17 protein-coding genes are annotated in these 24,437 nt (G+C 37.4%); 8 read left to right on the forward strand and 9 right to left on the reverse strand.

The features are described 5' to 3' along the window. The first annotated feature begins 77 nt into the window (after positions 1 to 77). Positions 78 to 2,765: a putative LPS assembly protein LptD gene (locus LV704_RS00100; protein WP_163421912.1), complete on the forward strand. Its 2,688-nt coding sequence runs from the start codon at positions 78 to 80 to the stop codon at positions 2,763 to 2,765. A gap of 51 nt (positions 2,766 to 2,816) precedes the next feature. Continuing rightward, the gene (locus LV704_RS00105) at positions 2,817 to 3,197 is read left to right on the forward strand and encodes a RidA family protein (RefSeq protein ID WP_163421911.1); all 381 of its coding nucleotides are present in this window, start codon (positions 2,817 to 2,819) and stop codon (positions 3,195 to 3,197) included. Here the strand turns inward: LV704_RS00105 and LV704_RS00110 are convergent. The 4 genes from LV704_RS00110 to LV704_RS00125 all read right to left on the reverse strand — a co-directional run bounded on the left by LV704_RS00110 (position 3,190) and on the right by LV704_RS00125 (position 10,675). After that, positions 3,190 to 4,041 (reverse strand): N-acetylglucosamine kinase, encoded by an 852-nt coding sequence (locus LV704_RS00110; RefSeq protein WP_163421910.1) that lies wholly within the window; start codon positions 4,039 to 4,041, stop codon positions 3,190 to 3,192. The genes LV704_RS00105 and LV704_RS00110 overlap by 8 nt on opposite strands. Before the next feature lie 71 nt (positions 4,042 to 4,112). Then, positions 4,113 to 5,114 carry a type I glyceraldehyde-3-phosphate dehydrogenase gene (gene gap, locus LV704_RS00115; protein WP_163421909.1) on the reverse strand — a complete coding sequence of 334 codons (1,002 nt, stop codon included), beginning with the start codon at positions 5,112 to 5,114 and terminating at the stop codon, positions 4,113 to 4,115. 21 nt (positions 5,115 to 5,135) lie between these two features. Further along, positions 5,136 to 6,122 carry a 6-phosphofructokinase gene (pfkA, locus tag LV704_RS00120; RefSeq protein WP_163421908.1) on the reverse strand — a complete coding sequence of 329 codons (987 nt, stop codon included), beginning with the start codon at positions 6,120 to 6,122 and terminating at the stop codon, positions 5,136 to 5,138. 131 nt (positions 6,123 to 6,253) lie between these two features. Further along, positions 6,254 to 10,675 (reverse strand): translocation/assembly module TamB domain-containing protein, encoded by a 4,422-nt coding sequence (locus tag LV704_RS00125; RefSeq protein ID WP_163422890.1) that lies wholly within the window; start codon positions 10,673 to 10,675, stop codon positions 6,254 to 6,256. 102 nt (positions 10,676 to 10,777) lie between these two features. Between LV704_RS00125 and tsaD the strand changes: the two genes are divergently transcribed. Genes tsaD through LV704_RS00140 form a run of 3 tightly spaced genes read left to right on the forward strand, consistent with a single transcriptional unit; the run spans position 10,778 to position 12,893 of the window. Then, positions 10,778 to 11,806 carry a tRNA (adenosine(37)-N6)-threonylcarbamoyltransferase complex transferase subunit TsaD gene (gene tsaD, locus LV704_RS00130; protein ID WP_163421907.1) on the forward strand — a complete coding sequence of 343 codons (1,029 nt, stop codon included), beginning with the start codon at positions 10,778 to 10,780 and terminating at the stop codon, positions 11,804 to 11,806. A gap of 52 nt (positions 11,807 to 11,858) precedes the next feature. Continuing rightward, positions 11,859 to 12,185, forward strand: a complete 327-nt coding sequence (locus LV704_RS00135; RefSeq protein ID WP_163421906.1) for a TfoX/Sxy family protein — start codon at positions 11,859 to 11,861, stop codon at positions 12,183 to 12,185. A 3-nt stretch (positions 12,186 to 12,188) separates the two neighbouring features. Then, positions 12,189 to 12,893, forward strand: coding sequence for a 16S rRNA (uracil(1498)-N(3))-methyltransferase (locus LV704_RS00140; RefSeq protein WP_163421905.1), 705 nt, complete (start codon positions 12,189 to 12,191; stop codon positions 12,891 to 12,893). On the opposite strand, the gene LV704_RS00145 is transcribed toward LV704_RS00140, so the two are convergent. Beyond that, positions 12,890 to 13,675, reverse strand: a complete 786-nt coding sequence (locus tag LV704_RS00145) for a thioredoxin family protein (protein WP_163421904.1) — start codon at positions 13,673 to 13,675, stop codon at positions 12,890 to 12,892. The genes LV704_RS00140 and LV704_RS00145 overlap by 4 nt on opposite strands. Positions 13,676 to 13,714: 39 nt before the next feature. Between LV704_RS00145 and LV704_RS00150 the strand changes: the two genes are divergently transcribed. The 3 genes from LV704_RS00150 to LV704_RS00160 are packed head-to-tail and all read left to right on the forward strand — an operon-like array spanning position 13,715 to position 16,667. Continuing rightward, entirely contained in the window at positions 13,715 to 14,365 is a 651-nt protein-coding gene (locus LV704_RS00150) for a DUF4159 domain-containing protein (protein ID WP_163421903.1), read from the forward strand. Between the two features lie 3 nt (positions 14,366 to 14,368). Then, a complete protein-coding gene (locus LV704_RS00155) occupies positions 14,369 to 15,469 on the forward strand; it encodes an AI-2E family transporter (protein WP_163421902.1) in 1,101 nt (366 codons plus the stop codon). A 7-nt stretch (positions 15,470 to 15,476) separates the two neighbouring features. Continuing rightward, positions 15,477 to 16,667, forward strand: a complete 1,191-nt coding sequence (locus LV704_RS00160) for a class I SAM-dependent methyltransferase (protein WP_163421901.1) — start codon at positions 15,477 to 15,479, stop codon at positions 16,665 to 16,667. A 40-nt stretch (positions 16,668 to 16,707) separates the two neighbouring features. Here the strand turns inward: LV704_RS00160 and LV704_RS00165 are convergent, their stop codons facing one another. The 4 genes from LV704_RS00165 to LV704_RS00180 all read right to left on the reverse strand — a co-directional run bounded on the left by LV704_RS00165 (position 16,708) and on the right by LV704_RS00180 (position 24,280). Further along, positions 16,708 to 17,595: a type IX secretion system membrane protein PorP/SprF gene (locus LV704_RS00165; RefSeq protein ID WP_163421900.1), complete on the reverse strand. Its 888-nt coding sequence runs from the start codon at positions 17,593 to 17,595 to the stop codon at positions 16,708 to 16,710. Positions 17,596 to 17,612: 17 nt separating this feature from the next. Beyond that, complete coding sequence (locus LV704_RS00170; RefSeq protein WP_163421899.1) at positions 17,613 to 22,781, reverse strand: gliding motility-associated C-terminal domain-containing protein; 5,169 nt, start codon at positions 22,779 to 22,781, stop codon at positions 17,613 to 17,615. A gap of 95 nt (positions 22,782 to 22,876) precedes the next feature. Then, the gene (locus LV704_RS00175; protein WP_163421898.1) at positions 22,877 to 23,422 is read right to left on the reverse strand and encodes a DUF4347 domain-containing protein; all 546 of its coding nucleotides are present in this window, start codon (positions 23,420 to 23,422) and stop codon (positions 22,877 to 22,879) included. A gap of 261 nt (positions 23,423 to 23,683) precedes the next feature. Next, the gene (locus LV704_RS00180) at positions 23,684 to 24,280 is read right to left on the reverse strand and encodes a Crp/Fnr family transcriptional regulator (RefSeq protein ID WP_163421897.1); all 597 of its coding nucleotides are present in this window, start codon (positions 24,278 to 24,280) and stop codon (positions 23,684 to 23,686) included. Positions 24,281 to 24,437: the final 157 nt, after the last annotated feature.

Below are 24,437 nucleotides of genomic sequence, written 5' to 3' on the forward strand. Positions count from 1 at the left end.
ATCAACAGAACAAAAAATATATGTAAGTTTGATCCCAAAAACTAAGCCAAACTAGCACAAAAATAGGATTTATCACGTTGCAATCAAACAAACATCTTTTAGTTTTCCTTTTTGTACTCCTTGGCGGCACAATAAATCTTCTGGCACAGGAAGACCTTATTACCCCTTTGCCAATAAAGAGAATCAATGATAGCATTACCGCTCCCCTATTACCTCCCAACATATTAAATGACTCTATTTCCACTGATTCAATACAGGCAGATTCCGTTCAAGGGAAGCAGCCTCTATTGCTTGATAAAATTAAGTACAAGGCCAAAGATTACGTGAAACTGAGTCAAAAAGACAATAAAATCTACCTGTATAACGAAGCTGAAATATATTATCAGGATACGGAACTCAAGGCTGGTGTAATTGTGATGGATTACATTAAGAACGAAGTATATGCGGGTAGGTTACAGGATTCTACGGGCACCTATTCCCAGTTGCCCTTTTTTAAACAGGGAACCAATGAGGTAAGACCAGACTCCATTAGATTCAATTTTGACACTCAAAAAGCGTTGATTTGGAATTCAAGAACGGAACAACAGGCTGGACTGGGCCAATTGGGCAGTGATGCAATGAAGATCTACGCAGAAAAAACAAAAAAAGAAAATGATTCTGTTTACTTTTTAAGTGAAGGAAAATTGACCACATCCAAAGACACGGTGGACCCGGACTATTACATTAGAATTCGTAAAGCCAAATTTGTACCCAAAAAGAAGATAATTGCGGGTTTTAGTAATATTTATATTGTGGATATTCCTACTCCGGTTGCATTACCATTTGCTTACTTTCCCTTAACCACAGGGCGCTCAGCGGGATTGATATTCCCAACCTTTGGTAATGATCCCAATAGGGGCTATTTTCTTCAGAACGGAGGATATTATTTGCCAATAAGTGACTATGTGGATTTAAGCCTTACAGGTGACTTCTATACAAACGGGAGTTATGGTTTTAGGGCCCAATCAGTTTACGCAAAGCGATATAAGTTTAGGGGTAATATAAATTTCAATTTTGAAAATTTAATTCAGAGCCAAAAGGGTTTTGATGATTTTAGCCGAACAAGTAATTACAACATTCAAATAAGACATACACAGGATGCCAAAGCGAGTCCAAATTCCAGGTTTTCGGCCTCTGTAAACTTGGGTAGTAGTCAGTTTTTTACCAATTCATTAAATCAAGTCAACCGATCAAACACGCAAACCAATACGTTTGCTTCGTCCATAAGCTATTCCAAAACCTTTCCGGCATATCCTTCCGTAAATACAAGTTTAACATTAACCCATTCGCAAAACTCTAGGACACAGGCCATTCAAATGTCATTGCCAACGTTTCAGGCTAGTATGGAACGTATTTTCCCTTTCGCAAAAAGGGATGGTATTAAAAATGGAATTGTTCAGAATGTCAACTTTCAGTATGATGTAAATGGACAAAATAGTATAACCACAACGGAAGAAGACTTTTTTACCAGCGCAATGTTTGAAGGCGCACGTGTAGGAGCGAGACATAGAATTCCAATTGGAACCAATTTTAAGGTAGCAAAATACTTGAGCGTAAGTTTAAATGGTAACTATGAGGATGTTTGGGCACTGGAAACCATTAGCAGACGGTTTGATGCTGATCAGGAAGAAGTTGTTACAGATACCATTGCTGGATTTGACAGATTTAATAGATATAACCTTGGTGCCAGCATAGGTACGGTTGTTTATGGTACTTTTAACTTTGGAGAGGATAAAAAAATACAGGCTATTAGGCATGTTATACGTCCATCTATCAGTTATAGCTACGCTCCTTCATTTGAGCAATTTTATGAAACTTATACTGATGGTGATGGTGATGATGTGCAATACACTCCTTTTGAAACTAGCCTATATGGAAGACCTTCTTTAAGCAAAAGTAATTCCATTGGTTTTTCATTACAGAATACATTGGAAGCCAAGGTTAGGGACAAGGATTCCACCGTTGTAGAACCTAGGAAGGTTAATATACTCAGTAATCTTACCTTATCTACCAGTTACAATTTTGAAGCAGATTCGCTGAAATTAAGCCCTATTAGCCTAAGTGGAGGTACGGAGATTATCAAGAATGTTCCCATTAACTTCTCTGCCACATTGGATCCATATGCAATAGACAATAATGGGAGAAGGATTAATACTTTCAATGTTAGTAATGGGGGTGGGCTTTTACGATTGACTTCGGCTAGAATTAACACAGGGTTCGCCTTAAGAAGTGATATGTTTAAAAAAGGTGGCGGTAAAAGTAATGAGGAGCCGCAAGAACAAGAGCCTGACTATGGTGCAAATCCATTTGAATTAGAGGGAGCAAGGGATGGGGAGCCCTTTTTTAAGAATGAAAACCCAGATTCTGATGAAGTGGACAATCCAATTTACAATACCAAGATTCCCTGGGACATGAGGTTTACCTATGTAGCCACTTACAACAACAGCAATAGGCAAAAGGAAATAACCAATCACTCATTAATGTTTTCCGGTAATGTACAACTTTCCCCTAAATGGGAGGTTGGGTTTAACTCTGGCTACGATATTAAAAACAAGGGGTTTGCCGATACACGACTTAATTTTAAGAGGGATTTAAATAGTTTTCGGTTGAGTTTTGATTGGACACCTTTTGGAAGATTTGAAAGATGGTATTTCTTTATTGGAATAAAGAGTTCCATTCTTAGTGACCTTAAATGGGAAAATAGAAGTCAACCATTTAGCAGATAGAATAATTTAAAATAGCTTACTTTTCAAATTATCAATGAAAAAATCCTTTCCATGAAAAAAATAATAAATACTCCAAATGCCCCAGCGCCAATAGGCCCTTATAATCAGGCCGTTCTTATTAAAGACACCCTATATATATCTGGGCAAATTCCGATTGATCCGTCAACAGGAGCATTGGTTGAAGGCGATATAAAAAGGGAGACCAAACAATCTATGGAAAATCTAAAGGCCATTCTTTCTGAAGCAAATATGACTTTTGAGGATGTGATAAAGGCCTCCATCTTCGTTAAGGATATGCATCAGTTTTCTGAAATAAATGAAGTATATGGAGCTTATTTTAATGCTGAAACTGCTCCCGCAAGAGAAACTGTAGAAGTTGCCAATCTTCCCAAGTTTGTGAATGTAGAAATTTCTATGATTGCAATTAAATAGTCTCTCTATGGAATTCCATAAGACCTTCTATTGGACGTCTGCGGATAACTCCTAAAATTAAATCATTGCGCTCTAACACAGTGGTTAGCTCATCACTTAGAAAATGTGCTATACTACCAACAAAGTTTATAGGAACTTTTGTGGCCAGTTCAAATTGCATGATGTAATTGTTCACAAATTGTTGTAGCCCCTTGTCTATCACACCTCGACAATATGGATGGTCCTTATTTTCAATAATAAATCGGGCAAAGGTTGCCAAATACGTATTAGGGTTGGGCTGCTTATATAAGTGTTCCTTAATTACATCAGCATCTAAATTATATTCTTTTGCAAATCTAATTCCCAGGTCTTGAGGCATTTTGTGAAAATAGTAATCTCTTAAAAGTTTCCTTCCGAAAAAATTACCACTTCCATCATCCATTAAAATGTAGCCTAAAGAAGTGACTTTTTGGAACAATTGATGGCCATCATAATAGCTGCAGTTTGAGCCTGTGCCCAGAATACATACAATTCCTTGATGTCCTATTTTGGTAGTGGAATATATTGCTGCAAAGGTATCTTCCCTTACTTCTGCTTTTGCATTTGGAAAAAAATCCTTGAAAATCTCCTTCAAAAAATTCTTCATCCTATCGGTACCGCAACCAGCACCATAGAAATACAATTGACTTACAACATCTTTGTTTTTGGAAAGTTCAAAATTATTGGCCAATCTGTCCTCAATTACCTCTCGCGTTAACACTTCAGGACTAAGCCCCAGTGTCTGGGTAAGGAACAATTGTTCGCCAGTATTATCCAAAGCAATCCAATCAGATTTGGTTGCTCCACTATCCACAATCAATATCATATGCCTAATTTTATAATGAATCCTGAAAAAGACATATTGCCTTTTTCAGGATTTACTTGTAAGATGATAAATTACAGATTTGCTACGTGTTCAGCTAAATCAACCAATTTATTAGAGTAACCCGCTTCGTTGTCATACCAAGAAACAACTTTGAAGAACTTCGAGTTTAATTCCATACCAGCTCCTGCGTCAAAAATGCTTGTTCTTGCATCTCCTACAAAATCTTGCGAAACAACAGGTTCATCTGTATATCCTAAAATACCGGCCATATCTCCTTCAGAAGCATCTTTAAACGCTTTCTTAATTTCATCGTAAGAGGTTTCTTTTTCCAATCTTACTGTTAAATCAACAACAGACACATCTGCAGTGGGTACACGGAATGCCATTCCTGTAAGTTTCCCCAAAAGTTCCGGGATTACTTTTGTTACTGCTTTAGCAGCTCCCGTAGAAGCAGGAATGATATTTAGCATTGCACTTCTACCTCCTCTATAATCTTTTCTTGATGGACCATCCACCGTTAGCTGTGTAGCTGTAGTAGCGTGAACAGTAGTCATTAAGCCTTCTTCTATGCCAAATTTATCGTTCAATACTTTTGCCAATGGTGCAAGACAGTTTGTTGTACAAGACGCATTTGATACAATAACGTCCGATGCTTTTACATCATTATGGTTAACACCCATTACAAACATAGGTGCATCTTTGGATGGTGCAGATATAACAACTTTTTTTGCTCCTCCATCAATATGGTATTGAGCCATTTCCAAAGTTGTGAAAATACCAGTACACTCTGCAACGATATCAGCTCCTACTTCGTCCCATTTTAAAACTTTAGGGTCTCTTTCTGCAGTAATTCGTATTGTTTTTCCATTTACAACAAGATTCCCGTCTTTCACTTCGACCGTACCATCAAATCTTCCATGGACTGAATCGTATTCCAATAAATATGCAAGATGCTCTACATCCAACAAATCATTAATCGCCACAACATCAACGTTATCTCTCTTTACTGTTGCACGAAACACCAATCTTCCTATTCTACCGAATCCGTTAATTCCTATTTTCAAATTTGACATTTTTACTGTATTTGGTTATAATTATGTAGTCATTATATCAGAAACTCTTAAGAGTTCCTCGTCTATCTCTGTATGTGCTTTTATAGCTTCACTTATTGGTGTAAGTATTAATTGATTATCTCTTATACCTACCATATAGTTGGACTTTCCTTCCAACAAACTTTCTACTGCCTTTACCCCCATTCTGCTGGCAAGTACTCTATCAAAACAAGTTGGATTACCACCCCTTTGCATATGACCTAAAACGGATACTCTAACGTCATATATAGGTAGGTGTTCCTCAACATATTCCTTAAGTTCAAAAACGTTCTTTCCAATTTTGTCCCCTTCAGCAACAATTACAATACTGGATGATTTTCCAGATTTCTTGCTTCGTTTTAAGGAATCCAATAAACGTTCCAAACCAAGGTTTTGTTCTGGAATTAAGATTTCTTCTGCTCCAGCTCCTACTCCCGCATTTAAAGCAATGTGCCCAACATCTCTGCCCATTACTTCAACAAAGAAAAGACGGTTGTGCGAGCTTGCTGTATCCCGTATTTTATCAATCGCATCCACAACGGTATTAATAGCTGTATCAAAACCAATGGTATAGGTAGAACCTAAAATATCATTATCGATAGTTCCAGGCATTCCCATCACCGGAAAGTTATATTCTTCATTAAAAGAAAGTGCTCCAGCAAAACTTCCATTCCCTCCAATAACAACGAATGCGTCTATACCTTCTTTCTTCAACTGGTCGTAAGCTTTCTTACGTCCCTCTTTGGTCCTAAACTCTTCACAGCGTGCAGATTTTAGGATTGTTCCTCCTTTGTTGATGATGTTGTTTACGCTACGGGCGTCCATAGGTTTAAAATCTCCATCTATCATCCCCTCATAGCCTCTGTAGACACCTACACATTCTATATTCAAATATGCACAGGTACGAACTACTGAGCGAATTCCAGCGTTCATTCCCGGAGAATCACCGCCTGATGTAAACACTGCTATTTTCTTAATTTCTGATGCCATTCAAAATTTTAAAAAACCAAAACTAGGAAACTTTATTTAATTAATGAATGACATATTAACTAATTTGTTTTCAGGCGTTTTCGCAAACGTTTTCGTAATTTTTTTTATCAAAAAACACTAAAAATGTAACCTTAATTAGGTAACTTTTTGGAAGTCTTGTCTTTAGCAGTGAAACGGATTAGACTATCTTTTCCCATAATCTCCGTGGATTTTTGAAGTTCTGGTGGACTGATCTTCTTTTTTTTCTTTTTGAATACTTTCTGCATCAACTCTTTAAAACTATCAAAATCAACTTGGTACGATAGACCAAGACCTTGCGTATATCCTTGACGCTCTGCCAAGAATTGTTGTATTTGGTTCTCTCTGTTAAATATTTTAGCGCTCAATGTGCCTTCTTCATTTAACAGTACTTGGACTTCTACATCTCCGGCAACAACCGTTTCAGATACCCCACCTACCGGTACTCCCACTCTTCCGTTGACCAAAACCCTATCTGATATTTGAGTTGAGACGGTCACCCCTATTCTATTTTCTGTTTGAATATCCGCATTAGCATCTAAATATCCTTGTTCGTATGAAACCCCTAAATTGAACTTATCATTATCACCAGATAGGATTTGATTAAGAAGTCCCGATGCCGTTTGAATTAAATTACCAGTCACGGCTTGTTGATTGATACCTGTTTGTTCATTTACAAATGTTCCTTGAGCCAAAAGGAAGAATGCGTTACGTTCTTTAACCGTTGGATCTTGCAATCTATATTCCAGTTCTGATTGTACCACAGAATTGGTTCCCGGAAAATCAATATCAAAGTTAATATTGGGACTTTCCAACTCTCCATCTAAACGCACCACCACTTCTGTGGGTATTCTTGCTTTGTATCCTTGGTTATCCAATAGTGGTGCTGGATTGGCGTTAAGTGCATAGACCGCTTCCAAGTTAAGTTGTGCTGCCAATGGATCACGTTCCCAGAGAATTGTACCTCCTGGACGTACTTGAAATTTCTTATCAATTACACCACCATACCTGAAATTATACTCGCCCGTAACTGCAACAAACTCCCCATACATATTAAATTTTCCATTGGTGTTGATTTCTATAAGAAGGATACCTTCTCCAGTTCCCTTCAATGAGCTTCCTGTACTCTGGTCCACCACTATTTCCACTTCAGCATCTGGAGTTACTGCCAAGTCAAAAGCCATTTCCAAACCCTGGTAATCCTTTAGCACTCGTTCTTCCTTAAACGATTCTGAACCGGTCTTCTCAATAAAATTGATAAACGAATAATCTCCAACACTGGTTACATCACTAAGGGGTATTTTTAATGATGTTCCTCTGGCGGTTGTGGCATCAACTGCAATATTAAGGGCATCTGTAGACCCATAAATACTTCCTGTTCCATTTATAAAGCCAGTCCCATAATACAGCGCTTCTTCATCGAATTCCGTATTCAGAATCATAAAGCGATTGTTTTTTGTGTCCACATCCAAATCAAGCGACCAATCATCAAAAGCGGTGTGGTTTATAGTCCCATCCAATGTTGCTGTAGTACCTTCAACTACATCTGAAAGTCCAATATTGTCAAAGTAAAAAGTCTGGTCAAAAAGGCGAACCCGTGAATATGGTGCAAAATCATAATCCACATTTAAATAAGGTATACCAATTCCTGCATCGTTTAAACTAAGTGCGCCATTTATTGATGGGTTAGAAATACCTCCAGTAATCTTAGCATTCCCACTAATACTACCTCTAATGTTTGAAACTACCCCGTCCCCTAAAGCACTGAAAGGTTCAAGGCGAAAGTCGGTAAAGTTTGCGGCCAGATCCAACTGCCTATTATTGTTTTGGTTTGTAACATTACCATTTATACTCAACCGCTCTTTTCCATTATCATTCAAATACGTACTTACGCCAAATTGCGTTAAATCATTGTTTCCAAAAATGCCTATTTCTAAATCACCCTGACGGATTTTGTTAATACTAAAGTCCCTAACATTTAAACTGGAAGTTGGCAAATACTTGCCATCCTTTTGTAAAATATTGAGAAATCCATTTACTGACCCATCCAACTTTAGACTGTCTATTTCTGGGGTTATCTTGTTAAGCGAAACAATTTTAAACTGCAAATCCAAATCCTTGTATGTTGAATCTGCCAATTCTCCCCTAAGCCTTATTTGTTCACTATCATTATTATCCATCACAACATCTTCAATCCTGATGCTGTCCAAAGTTCTGTTGATGATAACTTTATTCTTATTGTTTCCATCTTTATTAAGCACCCAAACATTGCCCTTAAAATTGACATCAGATTTTTTTAACCCGATTACCGATTTGTTTTCTTTATTGAATGTATGATAGAAATTTAGGTTATAGCTATCGTTGTACTCACTTCCTCCCTTAAACTCTGTTCTAAAGAACAGGGTGTCTTTTAGTGTTGTGTTAATAAGATTAAAATCCTTTACATCGTAGTAAACGGTGGACATGTCTTCAACCGAAACGAAGGTGTTAAACAATGGATTCTTATTATCAATTTTCAGCTCTATATTATCAAAATCGTTTCCAAAAGCTTCAATACTCGGAGACTTAAAGGTGAGTTTAAAATCTCCTTCATCAGAAATTATGTTTCCTCGAATAAATGTATTGGGGTCAAAAACAACCTCAGGAAAAAATACATCAACTATTTTATTGTAGATTTTAAAATTAAAGCTGAGCCTTTGTCCTTCAGAAATCTCAAAAGGCTTATAGTTTGTATAGATACTACCTATGGAATTCTGCACCAACTTCCCTATTTCTTTTACCTTAAATTTTCCTTTTACATAGCCGGTAATAATATCGGGGGAGTTAATTTCCACAGTTCTCACAGTGTCTTGGTCAAAAGAAGAGGATACAGCAAAATCATCAAAATAGTAGGTTTCGTTTTTATTTTGATACGTGGTATTTGAAAAACGTAATTGACCCATGATATTGTCGAGATTGGTCCCTTCAATATCCATATTTAAATCTCCCTTAAAAATAGATACACTGTCGTTGATAAAGTTTAATTTTTTAAGATCTGCATGTGCTACGGAAGCAATAAAGTTGAAGTTATTGGCATTATCTCCAAAATCAGCCAATCCTTTAAAATCAAATTGAAAGTTTTCATCATTACTTACCAATGAACCATCAAAAAGCTTTTCTTTTAAAACACCAGATACTTTTAGATTGTTATATTCATAATCATTGAATTCCAATTTATATACTTCTCCAATAACCTCAGTGTTCAAATATTCGGCTATAAAGCCTTTACCTTCTACATTAACATCCATAGTTGCTAAACCCAGCTGATTGTTTTCCGCAAAGTTTCCTAAATCAAAATCTATGAGCGATACAAAACCAATGTAGGAAGCATCATCTATAGCTTGGATATTGGTCATTTGCAGATTGGTATAACTACTACCTATTGCTGTATTCAAGTTAATTTGTACATCTAAGGACGTTTCCGTCACCTCTGCATCTCCACGAATGGTAAACTGACCTAATTTTTGAATAGAGGAAGGGATGTTTTTCCCTAAAATATCTGGTAACAATGACCTTAGTTGGTAATAGCTGGATGTAAGATTGTCTATATCAGATCGCATGATAAATGGGGCCTCCTTGCTAAACATGTTATCAAACTCAAAGTCTCCCCTAATACCAGTATTTTCGGATTGGATAAATAATTCTTTTACTTGTAACTTGTTTAATACCCCACTTACGTTTCCAGTAAATGAAACTACCTTATCTGTTCCAAATTCATTATAAAATGCATTGACTTCATTAAGTGCTATAGTAGATTCATTAAAATCTGCCGCTACATTGACCCGGTCCAAAAATTCTTTAAAATCTTCACGATTATAATTGAACACTAAGTCTCCTTTAATTTTAGATTCTTTGGTTTGAATTCTCAGCGAATCAAAACGCATCTGCTGTTTGGTATACTTAAAATCTGTAGAAAGGTTTTTTAATCGCAATCCCCTTTTTGTCTGTAGCGATAAACCATTAATTTTTAGGGTAACTTCTGGTCCCAGAACTTGAAAATCTTTTGCCAAGACATCCATACCTGTAAAATTCAATGTCTCTTGAAATTCCAAATTTTCATCAATAAGTTTAAATTTCCCTTCAGAAATCTGTATTTCATCAGATGACATGAAGAAAGGAGGAGTACCTGGTGCTCTGGGTTGCCCATCATCCAATTTGGCAACAAAGACATCTAAGTTGGTATCCCTCTCATTTTTGTAGGTCTTCAGATTAAAGAACAGGCCATCCACATCAATATCACCAAACTCCATTTTACCATTGGCCATATTTCTAATGTTTAAAATAGACGTGGTCAATTTCTCAATATAAACGAGAGTGTCCTTTTTATAATCTTCAACATAAATGCCCTTTATGCCTGTGTTTAGATTGAATAGGGATAAGCTAAGACGGTCTATGGAAATATTAGTGCCAAACTCTTCGTTAAGGGATTTTGTGGCATATTTTGCCATTCTAGTTTGTACAGCCGGAATTGATAGTATCAACGAGCCCAATACCATTAGAAGCAGAATCGCCAATATAAATCGTAACAGTATTTTCCTTAGTTTTCTGATAGGGCTTTATGTTTTACCTTTGCTTGACCAACTTTTGTTCCAAAACCTGTGGTAAATAAAAAAATATACATTCTTGCAATAGAATCTTCTTGCGATGATACTTCTGCGGCCATTTTGTGTAACACAAAAGTGTTAAGCAATGTAGTGGCAACACAAGAGGTACACAAGCAATATGGAGGTGTTGTTCCAGAATTAGCATCTAGAGCCCATCAACAAAATATAGTTCCCGTAGTACATCAAGCCTTGGCCAAGGCAAATATCGATAAAAAACAACTATCTGCCATAGCTTTTACCAGAGGTCCAGGACTTATGGGTTCTTTATTGGTAGGAGCTTCTTTTGCCAAGTCATTATCACTGGGGCTGAACATTCCATTGATTGAAGTTAACCACATGGAAGCCCATATTTTAGCGCACTTCATTGATGATGAAAGCATGACGACTCCAGAATTCCCTTTTTTGGGAATGACCATTAGCGGAGGCCATACTCAGATTGTCAGGGTAAACAATTATTTTGATATGGAAGTTCTTGGTGAAACGCTAGATGATGCCGTGGGCGAAGCTTTTGATAAAAGTGCAAAGTTAATGGGGTTACCATATCCAGGCGGGCCATTAGTAGACAAAAATGCACAACTTGGGAACCCTAGAGCTTTTGACTTTCCAAAACCCAAAGTGGAAGGGCTTAATTTTAGCTTTAGCGGATTAAAAACAAGTATTCTGTATTTTATACAGCGAGAAACAAAAAAGAATCCAGGTTTTGTCACGGAAAACATTAATGACATCTGTGCTTCGGTGCAGTATACGATACTAGAAATCCTAATGGATAAGCTCAAGCTTGCGGTAAAACAAACCGGGATTCAACAGATTGCCATAGGTGGTGGAGTTGCTGCCAATTCTGGAATACGAGCAAAACTAAAAGAAGCGGAAGAAACATTAGGGTGGAAAACTTACATCCCTAAATTTCAATACTGCACAGATAATGCGGCAATGATTGGTATTGTTGGTTATTTAAAGTTTTTAGAAAAACAATTCACGGACCAAAGCGTAGGAGCCAAAGCAAGGTATGCAATTGGCAGTTGACCATAGGTTTGATTAACTTTTAATCTCTACCTTTTCACTTTCAAATTTGAGAATGGCATATAATGAAGAAATAGCAACCAGAATTCGTCATGCATTGGCAATATTTCCAGAAGAATTTACCGAAAAGAAAATGTTTGGGGGAGTTGCCTTTTTATATAGTGGAAAAATGACGGTAGGTCCTGTAAAAAATGATTTGATGGTTCGCATCATAGGTGATAAAATGCCTGATGTTTTAGCACAAGAATTTGTAAGACCTATGGATTTTACAGGCAAACCAATGAAAGAGTTTGTTTTTGTATCCCCTGAGGGTTTTAAAACTGAAGAACAACTTCAAAATTGGATTGAACTTGGTTTAGAACACGCAAAAAGCAAATTATAGATTATGCAACTTTTTTACAACCCTTCCCTAGATAATAGTTTTAAACAGTTCTTTTTCTCCGCTGAGGAAAGTAAGCATATCTTAAAAGTACTGAGAAAGAAAGAGGGAGATGTTTTACACATTACCAATGGGAAAGGATACCTTTTTGAAGCTGAAATCCTGGTTGCGGATATTAGAAAGTGCAAAGCACAAATAATATCTACGGAAAAAAGTATTCCAAAACGCTACACACTTCATCTTGCTGTTGCTCCAACCAAAATGAACGACCGCTACGAATGGTTCTTGGAAAAAGCGACGGAAATAGGTGTAGATGAAATAACCCCCATCATTTGCGAACATTCTGAGCGAAAAATCCTAAAATTGGAACGAATGGAGCGAGTGTTGCAATCTGCTATGAAACAGTCGTTACAAACACATTTACCCAAATTAAATCCTGCAATTTCTTATAAAGAATTCATGAATCAAGAAATGAGTGGATTAAAATTTATTGCGCATTGTGATGAAGGTGAAAAAATGGAACTGAAAAGAAGGGTTGCGGCCGATAAAGACCTTATCATTCTTATAGGTCCTGAAGGTGATTTTTCAAAAACTGAAATAAATCTGGCATACGCCAAAGGTTTTGTCCCTGTATCTTTGGGAAACAACCGTTTACGGACCGAAACCGCAGCAATTGTTGCTTGCACAACCGTTTCTATAATCAATAGCTAGCTACTAATCTGAGCTTTTGCGGCACCAGTAATATCCAAGTCATCAGATTCTATAAGTATCATTAAGGTTAACTTGTCATTAGAGGATACAAGCTTGGGAATCGTAATTGAAGACGTTCCCTTTTTAGTTACAATGGGCACATACCTTTCCGCTACTACAATGTTACTGTTCTTCAAGGTTCTGTTTCTATTTTCTCCTCTTTTAACAGAAGTTGTCCTTTCATCCAATACCAAAATAACTTTAAGCTGCTTACCTACTAAATTACCTTCTATGGCATAATTAAATGCTATTGAATTTTGATTTGCTTCGCTAACATTCAAGTCTAAGGCATTATCGGTTTTTTTTGCTTTGTATTCATTTATCTTAGAATGCATTTTTGATTGATTGGAACCTACAAAGTGTTCTTTTCCGTTGATGACCAACTGCGGAGTATAATTACTTCTGTACTGGAACTTTCTATTATAATCCCTTTGCTTTTTTGTATAAACAGATTTACTAAAAGGATCTTCCCAACCAATGTAGTTCCAATAGTCTACATGATAGGACAAGGCGTAAACATTTTCCGGGTATTGTTTTTTCACCTTTTCTAAAAGTACGTCCGCAGGTGGGCAACTGGAACAACCTTGCGAGGTAAACAATTCCAAAACTATCGAAGGTTCGTACAAATCACTTTTAGCCGCTTCGTTCTCAGGCTCAACTGCACGTTCTTTCTTGCCTGCGTAAAATGCCATAAGAGACATTGCCAGAAATGCCATGAAGGGAATTATGATTTTTTTAAACATGAATACTGTATTTTTGATTTCTTAGTTATTCGTGGGAAAATGAAACAACTTACCAAGCTATGTGGTTTTTTAACTTTTTTTGTGATAAGCCTTTGTCATGCCCAAGAAATCGCAATTCTAAAATACGGTGGCGGCGGGGATTGGTATTCCAACCCAACGGCTTTGCCAAACTTAATTCAGTTCTGCAATAACAACATTGGCACCAAAATAAACCCAAAACCAGAAACGGTAGAGATTGGCAGCGTTTCTATATTTCAATATCCCTATCTCCATATGACTGGGCATGGAAATGTTTTCTTTTCTGATGAAGAGGCAGAAAACTTGAAAACCTATCTATTGGCAGGTGGCTTTTTACATATTGATGATAATTACGGGATGGAGTCCTATTTAAGAAGAGAATTGGAAAAAGTGTTTCCAAATAAGCAGTTGGAAGAGCTTGGTGCTGATCACCCTATTTTTAATCAGAGATATCAATTCCCTGCTGGTCTGCCTAAAATCCATGAGCATGATGGAAAAAGACCTCAAGCCCTAGGTATTTTTGAAGAAGGAAGACTATTGTTGTTGTTCACTTTTGAAAGTGATTTAGGAGACGGTTGGGAAGATCCATCCGTTCATAACGATCCAGAAGAAATTAGATTAAAAGCGCTACAAATGGGTGCCAATATTGTAGAATATGCCTTTAAAAGTTAACGTATGACTTCAAAAATAATATCCAAAGGGATTTTAAGAGCAGTAGCCATTATCGTTGGTGTTGTTCTTCTGGGCTACTTTTTATTTAAGATTCAATCTGTTTTGGCCTATTTGGCCATTGCCGCGGTAATTGCTCTTCTAGGTAGACCAGTAGTTCTTTTTTTAAGAAGAAAATTAAAGTTTCCCAACACGCTTGCAGTTATACTGACAATGGTTTTTATGTTGGTTATTTTCCTTGGAATTCTAGCGCTCTTTATTCCTTTGATTTCTGAACAAAGTAAAAATTTATCACTATTGGACATTGAAGCTTTAAAAGCAGATGTAAATACCCTTTACTTACAAATTCTTGAATATTTTGGCGCCACAACAGATAACGTTACCCATTTAATTGAAGACTCAGATTTGGAGAAAAACGTTTTGGAAGGTTTAGATTTAGGATTCATTCCAGACTTTCTAAATTCATTTGTCAACATATTGAGCAATTTTAGTATTGGTCTTTTCTCAGTTCTTTTTATTTCATTTTTCTTTTTAAAGGACAGTAAGCTCTTTCAAAATGGAATGTTGACTTTTGTTCCCGATAACAGAGAAAGTAATTTGGTAAAATCTGTCGATAAAATCAATGGATTATTGTCCAGATACTTTGCCGGAATTTTACTTCAGCTTTTTATTTTATTCGTTATTTATACCATTGCACTTTTAATTGCAGGTGTAGAAAATGCCATCGTGATTGCATTCCTTTGTGCCCTCTTTAACATCATTCCATACATAGGTCCAATCATCGGTGGTGCCATCATGATTACGTTGACCATGACCAGTTTTTTAGGAGCTGATTTTAGCACGGTGATTTTGCCAAAAGCACTGTACGTTTTTGTAGGTTTGATTATTGGTCAACTCATTGATAATTTCTTTTCTCAACCCTTCATTTTTTCTACAAGTGTAAAGTCACATCCCCTAGAAATTTTTCTGGTAATCATTATTGCCGGTCTTGTATTTGGTATTGTTGGCATGGTCGTAGCAGTACCAGGATATACTGCAATAAAAGTGATTTTAAAGGAGTTTTTAGCCGAAAATTCCGTAGTGAAAAAGTTGACTAGAAACTTATAGTTTTAGTTTGAATAAAGTAATATTAAATACTGGTTTACAAGATTTTATACATAAAAATTGGAATGCTGACATCGTGTCAGTTTTGCTAAAAAAACAACTTTTTGAAGGAGTTTCTCAAAAAGAGTTGGTAGAACAGCTAGAAGCCAAGAAAAAGTGTAAGGACAAACTCCCTTCTTGGTTCAATACCCTCAACATTTACTATCCAAATAAACTGAATATTGAGCAAACAAGTTCAGAGCAAACAGCTCGCTACAAATCTAAACTTATTAATGGAAAAACAATCTTGGATGTAACTGGTGGATTTGGTGTTGATTCGTATTTTTTTTCAAAGCAAATCGATACAGTTTTTCATTGCGAAATCAATTCTGAATTAAGTGAAATTGCAAAACATAATTTTGAAGTATTTGGTCAAAACAATATCACCTGTATTCCTGATGATGGAATTCAATTTCTCAAAAGTACCATTCAAAAATTTGACTGGATCTACATCGACCCTTCAAGAAGAAATAATGATAAAGGAAAAGTTTTCTTGTTGAAAGATTGTCTACCCAATCTCCCAGAAAATCTTCAAGCTCTTTTTGAGAAAACAAAAAACGTTTTAGTTAAAACCTCCCCTCTTCTAGATATTTCTCAAAGTATTAAAGAACTGGATTTTGTGAAAGAAATCCATGTTGTGGCAATTAACAATGAAGTAAAGGAATTGCTTTATGTTTTGGAACATGGTTTTAAAAAAGATATTACAATAAACGCTATAAACCTCATCCAAGACCAAGAAGTGTTTTTTAGTTTTAGTTTACACGAGGAACCTTCTGTTGTAGTTACATATAATAATCCTGAAAAATACTTGTATGAGCCTAATTCAGCTATTTTAAAATCTGGCGGTTTTAAATCAGTAGCAAAAGCTTACGGCGTCAAAAAACTGCATCAACATTCACATTTGTATACCTCTGAAGTTTTAATTGATTTTCCGGGGAGGAGGTTTGAAATTAGAACTGTTCTGCCTTATTCCAAAAACGCATTAAAAGAGCTTAAAATTAGCAAAGCAAATATCACTACAAGAAATTTTCCTGCATCTGTTGCAGCGTTACGTAAGAAACATAAGATTAAAGATGGTGGGGATGTTTATTTGTTTTTCACCACTAATCTAGACAACAAACATATTGTTATCATATCAAACAAGGTGCAACCAATCTTTTAAGATCAATATTGCACCTTGCTTCTTTAGCATGACAATATCATTACATAGTCAGTCTCATAAAAAGTTCATGTGAACTATTATCAATGTTGTTTATGGAATTCTCCATAGAGGCTTCATAAGCATATCCTATATGAAACCCTGAACTTATATCAAACATGATCAACCCGCTTAATGCTTCATCCAATCGATATGAGGTTCCAAATTTAAAGCGTTGACCGAAGTCAAAAATTGAAGTAATATCTACTGACAGTGGAGATGCGTCAACATAGCGCAGCATACTGCTGGTCTGCAATGTTAAGTTCTTATTTAGTTTAAAATCATAACCTCCTACTAAATACATATGCCTTCTATCTGTACTCATAAAGGCATTACCGTTAATTTCTTCCAAACGATTTGGAGTCAATAACTTTGGAGCAGATAGTGAAACAAAATAGTTGTCATGTTTTAAATAAGCCCCCACTCCCACATTTGGAGTAAATCTACTCTCAAAATCCATTAAAGAACCATCTTGTCCCATACCGTATGTTACAAGTCCAGCGGTATTTGCACTATAAGAATTTCCACTTGCTTTAAGACCTAAGAAGAGGGTATAATCTTCATTGATCTTTAGTTTATATGAAAAATCTATTGCTACCCATGTTTGGTTCTCTATAAAGGTTTGATCGTTTAAAATAGCCACTCCCAAACCAACGTTTGCGGCAACAGGCATGGAGAAAAGCGCACTTTGACTCTCTGGAGCCCCTTCTACTCCAGCCCATTGACTTCGAAGTCCCAAGGTTAGCTCTGCAGCTTCGCTGGTTCCAGCGTATGCAGGGTTAACAAGGTTCATATTATATCTGTAAAAGGTATATTGAGGGTCTTGTTGTGCAGCCATGAATTGAGCGCATAAACCTATGGTTATACCAAAAACCAATATTAAATTTTTCATTATTTTATGTTTTTTGACTAATAATTAATATAAATCCAACCTTGTATTGGTTTTGTTCCATTACCTAAATCTATCACATACATATATGATCCAGGAGGTAGTTTTTCGCTATTGTTTTTATAGAAACCTCCCCAATTATTTTCATAACCTTTGGTAGCAAATACCTCGTGACCCCATCTGTTATATACCCTTACCACATTGTTAGGATAATTAGTGATTCCAGGAATTACCCATCCATCATTCATTCCATCACCATTTGGTGTAAAGGCTTGGGCCGGTGTTATCAATGGCTCGCTATCTGTGGGAAAATCATCATCATCATCCATTAATCCATCGTTATCATCATCCGTATCCGCATTGTCACCTGTACCATCACCATCTGCATCTGCATCTTCGCTTGGGTCTAATGGAAAGGCATCCTCTGTATTTGGAGTACCATCTCCATCAATATCAGAATCGGAATTGTTACCAGTACCATCACCATCGGTATCGGTATCCTCTGTAGGATCTAGTGGAAATGCATCTACTGTATCCGGGGTACCATCACCATCTGCGTCCAGATCCGCATTGTCTCCAGTACCATCTCCGTCTGTATCCATATCTTCACCGGAGTCAAAAGGAAAAGCATCTTCTATATTTGGAGTACCATCTCCATCAATATCAGAATCCGTATTGTCCCCAGTACCATCACCATCGGTATCGGTATCCTCTGTGGCATCCAATGGGAAATCATCGTCGGTATCCGGGGTACCATCACCATCTGCATCCAGATCCGCATTGTCTCCAGTACCATCTCCGTCTGTATCCATATCTTCACTGGAATCAAAAGGAAAAGCATCTTCTATATTTGGAGTACCATCTCCATCAATATCAGAATCCGTGTTGTCCCCAGTACCATCGCCATCGGTATCGGTATCCTCTGTAGGATCTAGTGGAAATGCATCTACTGTATCCGGGGTACCATCACCATCTGCATCAAGGTCTGCATTGTCACCCGTGCCATCGCCATCGGTATCGGTGTCTTCCGTAGCATCCAATGGGAAATCATCGTCGGTATCCGGGGTGCCATCATTGTCATCGTCCATATCTGCATTATCGCCCGTACCATCACCATCAGTATCGGTATCCTCTGTGGCATCCAATGGGAAATCATCATCGGTATCTGGAGTACCGTCATTGTCATCATCCGTATCGGCATTATCGCCTGTGCCGTCACCATCGGTATCGGTGTCCTCTGTGGCATCCAATGGGAAATCATCATCGGTATCTAGAGTACCGTCATTGTCATCGTCCGTATCTGCATTATCGCCTGTTCCATCGCCATCGGTATCGGTGTCTTCCGTAGCATCCAATGGGAAATCATCATCGGTATCTGGAGTACCGTCATTGTCATCGTCCGTATCTGCATTATCGCCCGTACCATCGCCATCGGTATCGGTGTCTTCCGTAGCATCCAATGGGAAATCATCATCGGTATCTGGAGTACCGTCATTGTCATCATCCGTATCGGCATTATCGCCTGTTCCATCGCCATCAGTATCGGTATCCTCTGTGGCATCCAATGGGAAATCATCATCAGTATCTGGAGTACCATCATTGTCATCGTCCGTATCGGCATTATCGCCCGTGCCATCGCCATCGGTATCGGTATCCTCTGTGGCATCCAATGGGAAATCATCATTAGTATCCAGAGTGCCATCATTGTCATCGTCCGCATCCGCATTGTCACCCGTGCCATCACCATCTGTATCGGTATCCTCTGTGGCATCCAATGGGAAATCATCGTCGGTATCCGGGGTGCCATCATTGTCATCGTCCGTATCTGCATTGTCACCCGTGCCATCGCCATCGGTATCGGTATCTTCCGTTGCATCCAATGGGAAATCATCATCGGTATCCGGGGTGCCATCATTGTCATCGTCCGTATCCGCATTGTCACCCGTGCCATCGCCATCGGTATCGGTATCTTCCGTTGCATCCCTTGGAAAATCATCATCAGTATCCAGGGTGCCATCTCCATCGTCATCGTCATCATAAATATCTGGGTCACCATCCCCGTCCAAATCTTCCAAAGCTGTCAAGACGAAATCGTAATTAGCAGTACTAACTGCATCTGACAAATCCTTTACTTTATAGTTAATGGTCGCATAGTCAGTGCCAAATTCTCCAGGTCCGGTTGTAAATACCAACTGGGTGACATCATCAATCATGTCATTATCTTGTACTGGATTACCATTGTACATCAACTGACCACTACTTGGCACATTGACTACTTGTATTCCATTAAAAGAATCTCCTATATCATCATCATTAAAAGCAAAATATGAGGCTTCAAAACTGAATGCTACATCCTCTATAATTTCTATACTAAGATTAGCTCCTTCCGGTAAATCGTTGACCAAAGTCACGTTTAGAGTAGCTGTAACAGTTTCCGTAAGTGTATTGGCATCTTCGAAACGATACGTAAAACTATCTGAAGTTACCTCATCCCCATTATGGACATAATTAAAGGTGCCATCTTGGTTCAATGCAAATGATGAAGCATGAGATGGGTTATCCACCAAGTAATAGATCCTAGGGTCTCCATCTACCTCAATATCATTAGAAGAAACATCGTCATCTAAAGTGTCATTTTCATTGATATTATACGTTTCTGCAACCGCTGTTGGCAAATCATCATCTGGAATAATGGATAGTGTGATGTTTGCAGTAACCTTTGTACCGGCGTCATCCAACTCATAGGTTACGATATCACTCCCATTCTCATTTTCGTTGGGCGTATAAATAACCTGATTACTTCCATTTACAACTGCGTTTCCTTTGGTCCCTTGTACAGTGATAGTCACTGTAGGAGTGTTATTGGTATCATAGACATCATTATATAGTACATCTATGGGGTTCGAGACCGAATCTTCATCCAAAATGGCCAAATCATCATCTGCTCCCACTACCAACGCAATATTAAATGGTCCAAAAGAAGCTGTTCCAGTATTGCTTGCGTTATCCCTGGCTTCCGCATGTATGTACCATCCTGTTCCACCACTTGAAAAAGAGACTGATTTAGATTGACTATTACTCCATGATGACCAACTGGATGCATCTGAAGCAGGTGGTGTTGCATTCTGAAGCAGCACATATCGTTGCACATCAAAACCACTACCCAGATTTTCATCTTGGAAAGTAAGCAGAATTGGGTCTCCAGTATTTAGAGATCCATTCTCAGGAGTTGCACTCAAGGTTGGGTTTGTAGTATCGTGAGTTACGGTCAGTGTCCTATAAAAGGGTTCTGACCAAACACCTGTATTGGTTTGTACTCTTAGGCTAATTATATATTCAGCCGATAGATTGTTATACGTTGAGAAATCCGTCATTTCCAAGGTAGAGTTGTGGATTTCCGTATCCGTTGGATTTCCTTCAGAATCATAGACCCTTTGAGTCACAATCCATTCTTCCGTTGACAAGGTTCTACCGTATGGATCTATGGAATTGTTCTCAATAGTTATGGTCATGTTCCCAGTATAGGTAAACAACTCATCTGGTTGTATATTGAACTGCGCAACCGGTAAGTCTTCACTTGTTGATGAACCACTACTATCTACCAAAATGTAAACACTTGTTGGGCTACTCCATACGCCTTGATAATCTTGCACGGTAAGCATAACAAGGTATTCCCCATCAGCCACCGAGTTTTTATCAAAAATCCCATTGGTCCAATTGTTGGATGAAGCGGCATCCACAGACTTCCATTTCCATTCTGTTTGTGCAATACCATTATTGGCCCCGCCATCTAAATCATAAGATGTGTCATTAAAAACTCCCGTTGCTGAGCTATAGGTAAAACTCGCTACTGGTTTTCGATGAAAAAATAAGGTTGTGGGTGAGGTCGGTAAATCTTCAAAAGTAAAAGAATACCTTCCGGGTTTTTCATAATACTCTGGTACATCTTCTAAATATAGGTCGTTCCAAGAAACTCTTCCTTCATTATTGGGAAAGAATGTTTCATCATGAGTTATCTTCCATCGTCCACTGGGGAAACTTGCATTGGCGGTGTTAGTTTTCATCTCAGTAGGGTCAACAGCAATTTCAACTGAAGTACCCGCAATAAAATAGTCTCCATTGGAAACGGTTTCAAACACATATTGATCATAAATGTATTGGGCCATGTCATCCATCCATGTAGACCAACTCCCCAAATCCCTGTTTATAAAGGTTCCCTGGTCATTGTTTTGTTGTACAAAGCGTTCAAATTGTGTTCTATTATCATCAAGCCCCCATCCAATGTAATGGATATCTTCATTGATAGTGCGCATTAAAATCTCAGCTAGGTCATCATCGTTATTGAAATCCTCGACTTCCTGATCATCTAAGTTCACATTAAAACGCATGGCGCTGTTCCGCCACTGGGGTTCTCTTAGTACATCTTTAAACTTTTTCAGACTAAGACTTGTGACTTCAATATTTCTAAAAGTGGCATTGGGTTGACTATTAGAAAAGAAACCATAACTACCACCAATATCTTCTGCTGCTGTATAATCAATAAGCAAAACATCATCTATCCAAATTTTTGCATTTTTACCTTTTACTTCCAGCTTTACTTCATACCAAGTGTCAAGTGAGAAAATGGTATTGGGTATGCCTTGTACACCTTGTACATAATGACGGGGATTTGAGGATCCGTCATCTCTAGTAATTTTGTACAGTCCGGAAGCAAAACCATCACCAGGTATAAATTCATTACTTTGAAATGATCGGACGAGTCCGGAAAGGTTAAAAAGATAAGAGCCTACGGAACCATTTTGCATTCCGAAAGTGATTCCCAAATCGTCATCATCATATACAAAACTTGCCATTTCTACGGTAAGTGTGTAGTTCGAAGAATCAAAATTTGGATCGTAAAACCCAGCCATTCTATCGTTATTGACCCTACGAATTAGTTTTTCGGCATCCACGAACTCCCAGGTTTGCGGATTGTAGCCCCATCGGGTCCAATTATTAAATATTGCTGCTGCATCTTCAGAATTGGAGGATACCGTAGTGCGCTCAAACCCTTGTACATAGAGTTTTTCTGCCGGGATTCCTTTGCTTTCCAAGGCCGCGCCAAGATCATCCTCAAAAGTATCAATGCTTTGACCTGTTATTCCCACAGTTAAAACCACATCAATATTCGGCCCCTGTTGAACTTCCATGTTTACTGTTTGGGCCGTCAAAGACTGATATGACAAACCCAAAAACACTACTAAGAATCTTAATAATTGGTAATTTTTGCTATTCATAGTTGGTATTATTTAAATAAAGAAGTTGTGATAGTTGCAGAAGAAGTGGAGAAATCAAAAGTAAATTCCTCATCAACTGTTTCACAACTAAAACAGGAAGCAACATTAAAGTTCGTTTTGGAGGCAATCATTTCTAAAAGCTCTATGCCTTGTGAATCTTTAGCCAAATCGCATGAATAAACCAATAGGTTTACATTCTGATAGTTTATAAACGCATTGCCGTTTAAATTTTCAGTAATTACAGTTGAGCTATAATTTTGATTGCCTACCGTAATTGATTTGCTATCCGTATTGCAAAAAAGATGGATATTTTCAGCTTGTTGGTTTAAGCTAAGCGCACTTACCAGAATTTCTTGAATAGTGGTATTCGAGGTCGTTTCAATATACTTCATATCGATTGGAAGTGAAGCTATCAATCCCTGAACATTGGGATAGTTTTTGTCCACAATTACCACATCAGCACTTTGAGCATGTATGGTAATTGTTGTTAAAGCAATACAAAAGAACAGGTAGTTCTTTAGGGCTTTGTTCTTGGTTAAGGAGGTTTTTTTCATAATAATTTGTAAATATTTTCTTACATATCATCAGAAAAACGGAAGAGCCTTGGTGTTATTTCACGAAATCGTCAAGGAAATTGACAAATATCAATTTTATGTTATTTTTTTAAGAATTAATAGCGGGTATGTGGCTAAAAGCTATGTATGGACTGGATTTTCCACCCTTCGCCTTTTTAATATGAAGGAAATTCTGGGAAACTATGGGTCTTAAAAATCAAAGATGTTTGGTAATATTAATAAAAAGAAAGGGGGTTTAAATCATACACTTTCTTTCATAATCCTTGAAAGGGTTTCTGGCCTCATCGCCAAAAAAGAAGCCAAATGTTTTCTTGGAATTCTGTCAACAAGTTTTGGTTTGTTATTCTCTATAAAGTAATTCAGTCGTCTCTTGGCATTTGGTATCCTAGCCAAATAGACTCTGTTTTCTGCCAGAATGTAATACTCTTCAAGGAGCATTCTGTTTATTTGACGAATCTCTGGGAAATTGTTGAGGCAAAACTTGTAATCTTCATAATCCAAGTAATCACAATAGGTGTCCTCTAGACTTTGTATGTACTCCTTACTCTTTTCATTTCTAAAAAAACCAGTTATGGAAGTGAAAACCTCATTCTCTGAATCCATCCATGTGGTAATCTCGGTTGAATCACTTACAAAGTAACCTCTTACCAAACCCTTTTTAATTATATAAAGACGGTTGCAAACCTCTCCTTCCTTACTTATTATTTCATTTTTATTAAAAAAACAACTCTTAACATTCTTACTCAAAAAGGATTTTAAACTTGGACTAAGTGGGTAAATGGAATTAAGATAGAGAATGATGAACAAGTTCTTCTCTATATTCTGGCTTGGAGTCATTAAAAAGTTGGTTTTTTGAGGTATTGAACAATTTGCCAAAAATAATACATTGAAGTGATTTTGAACTTTTTTTGAGTTTGAAGATTTTACTTATTCTTTTGAAAAATTTGTTATGTTGACGGTAAGCCGTCTAAGCATATTTTTTGCTTTGAGAAAA

Origin of the sequence: Flagellimonas sp. CMM7, from assembly GCF_021390195.1 — a bacterium.
Classification (GTDB): Bacteria; Bacteroidota; Bacteroidia; order Flavobacteriales; family Flavobacteriaceae; genus Flagellimonas.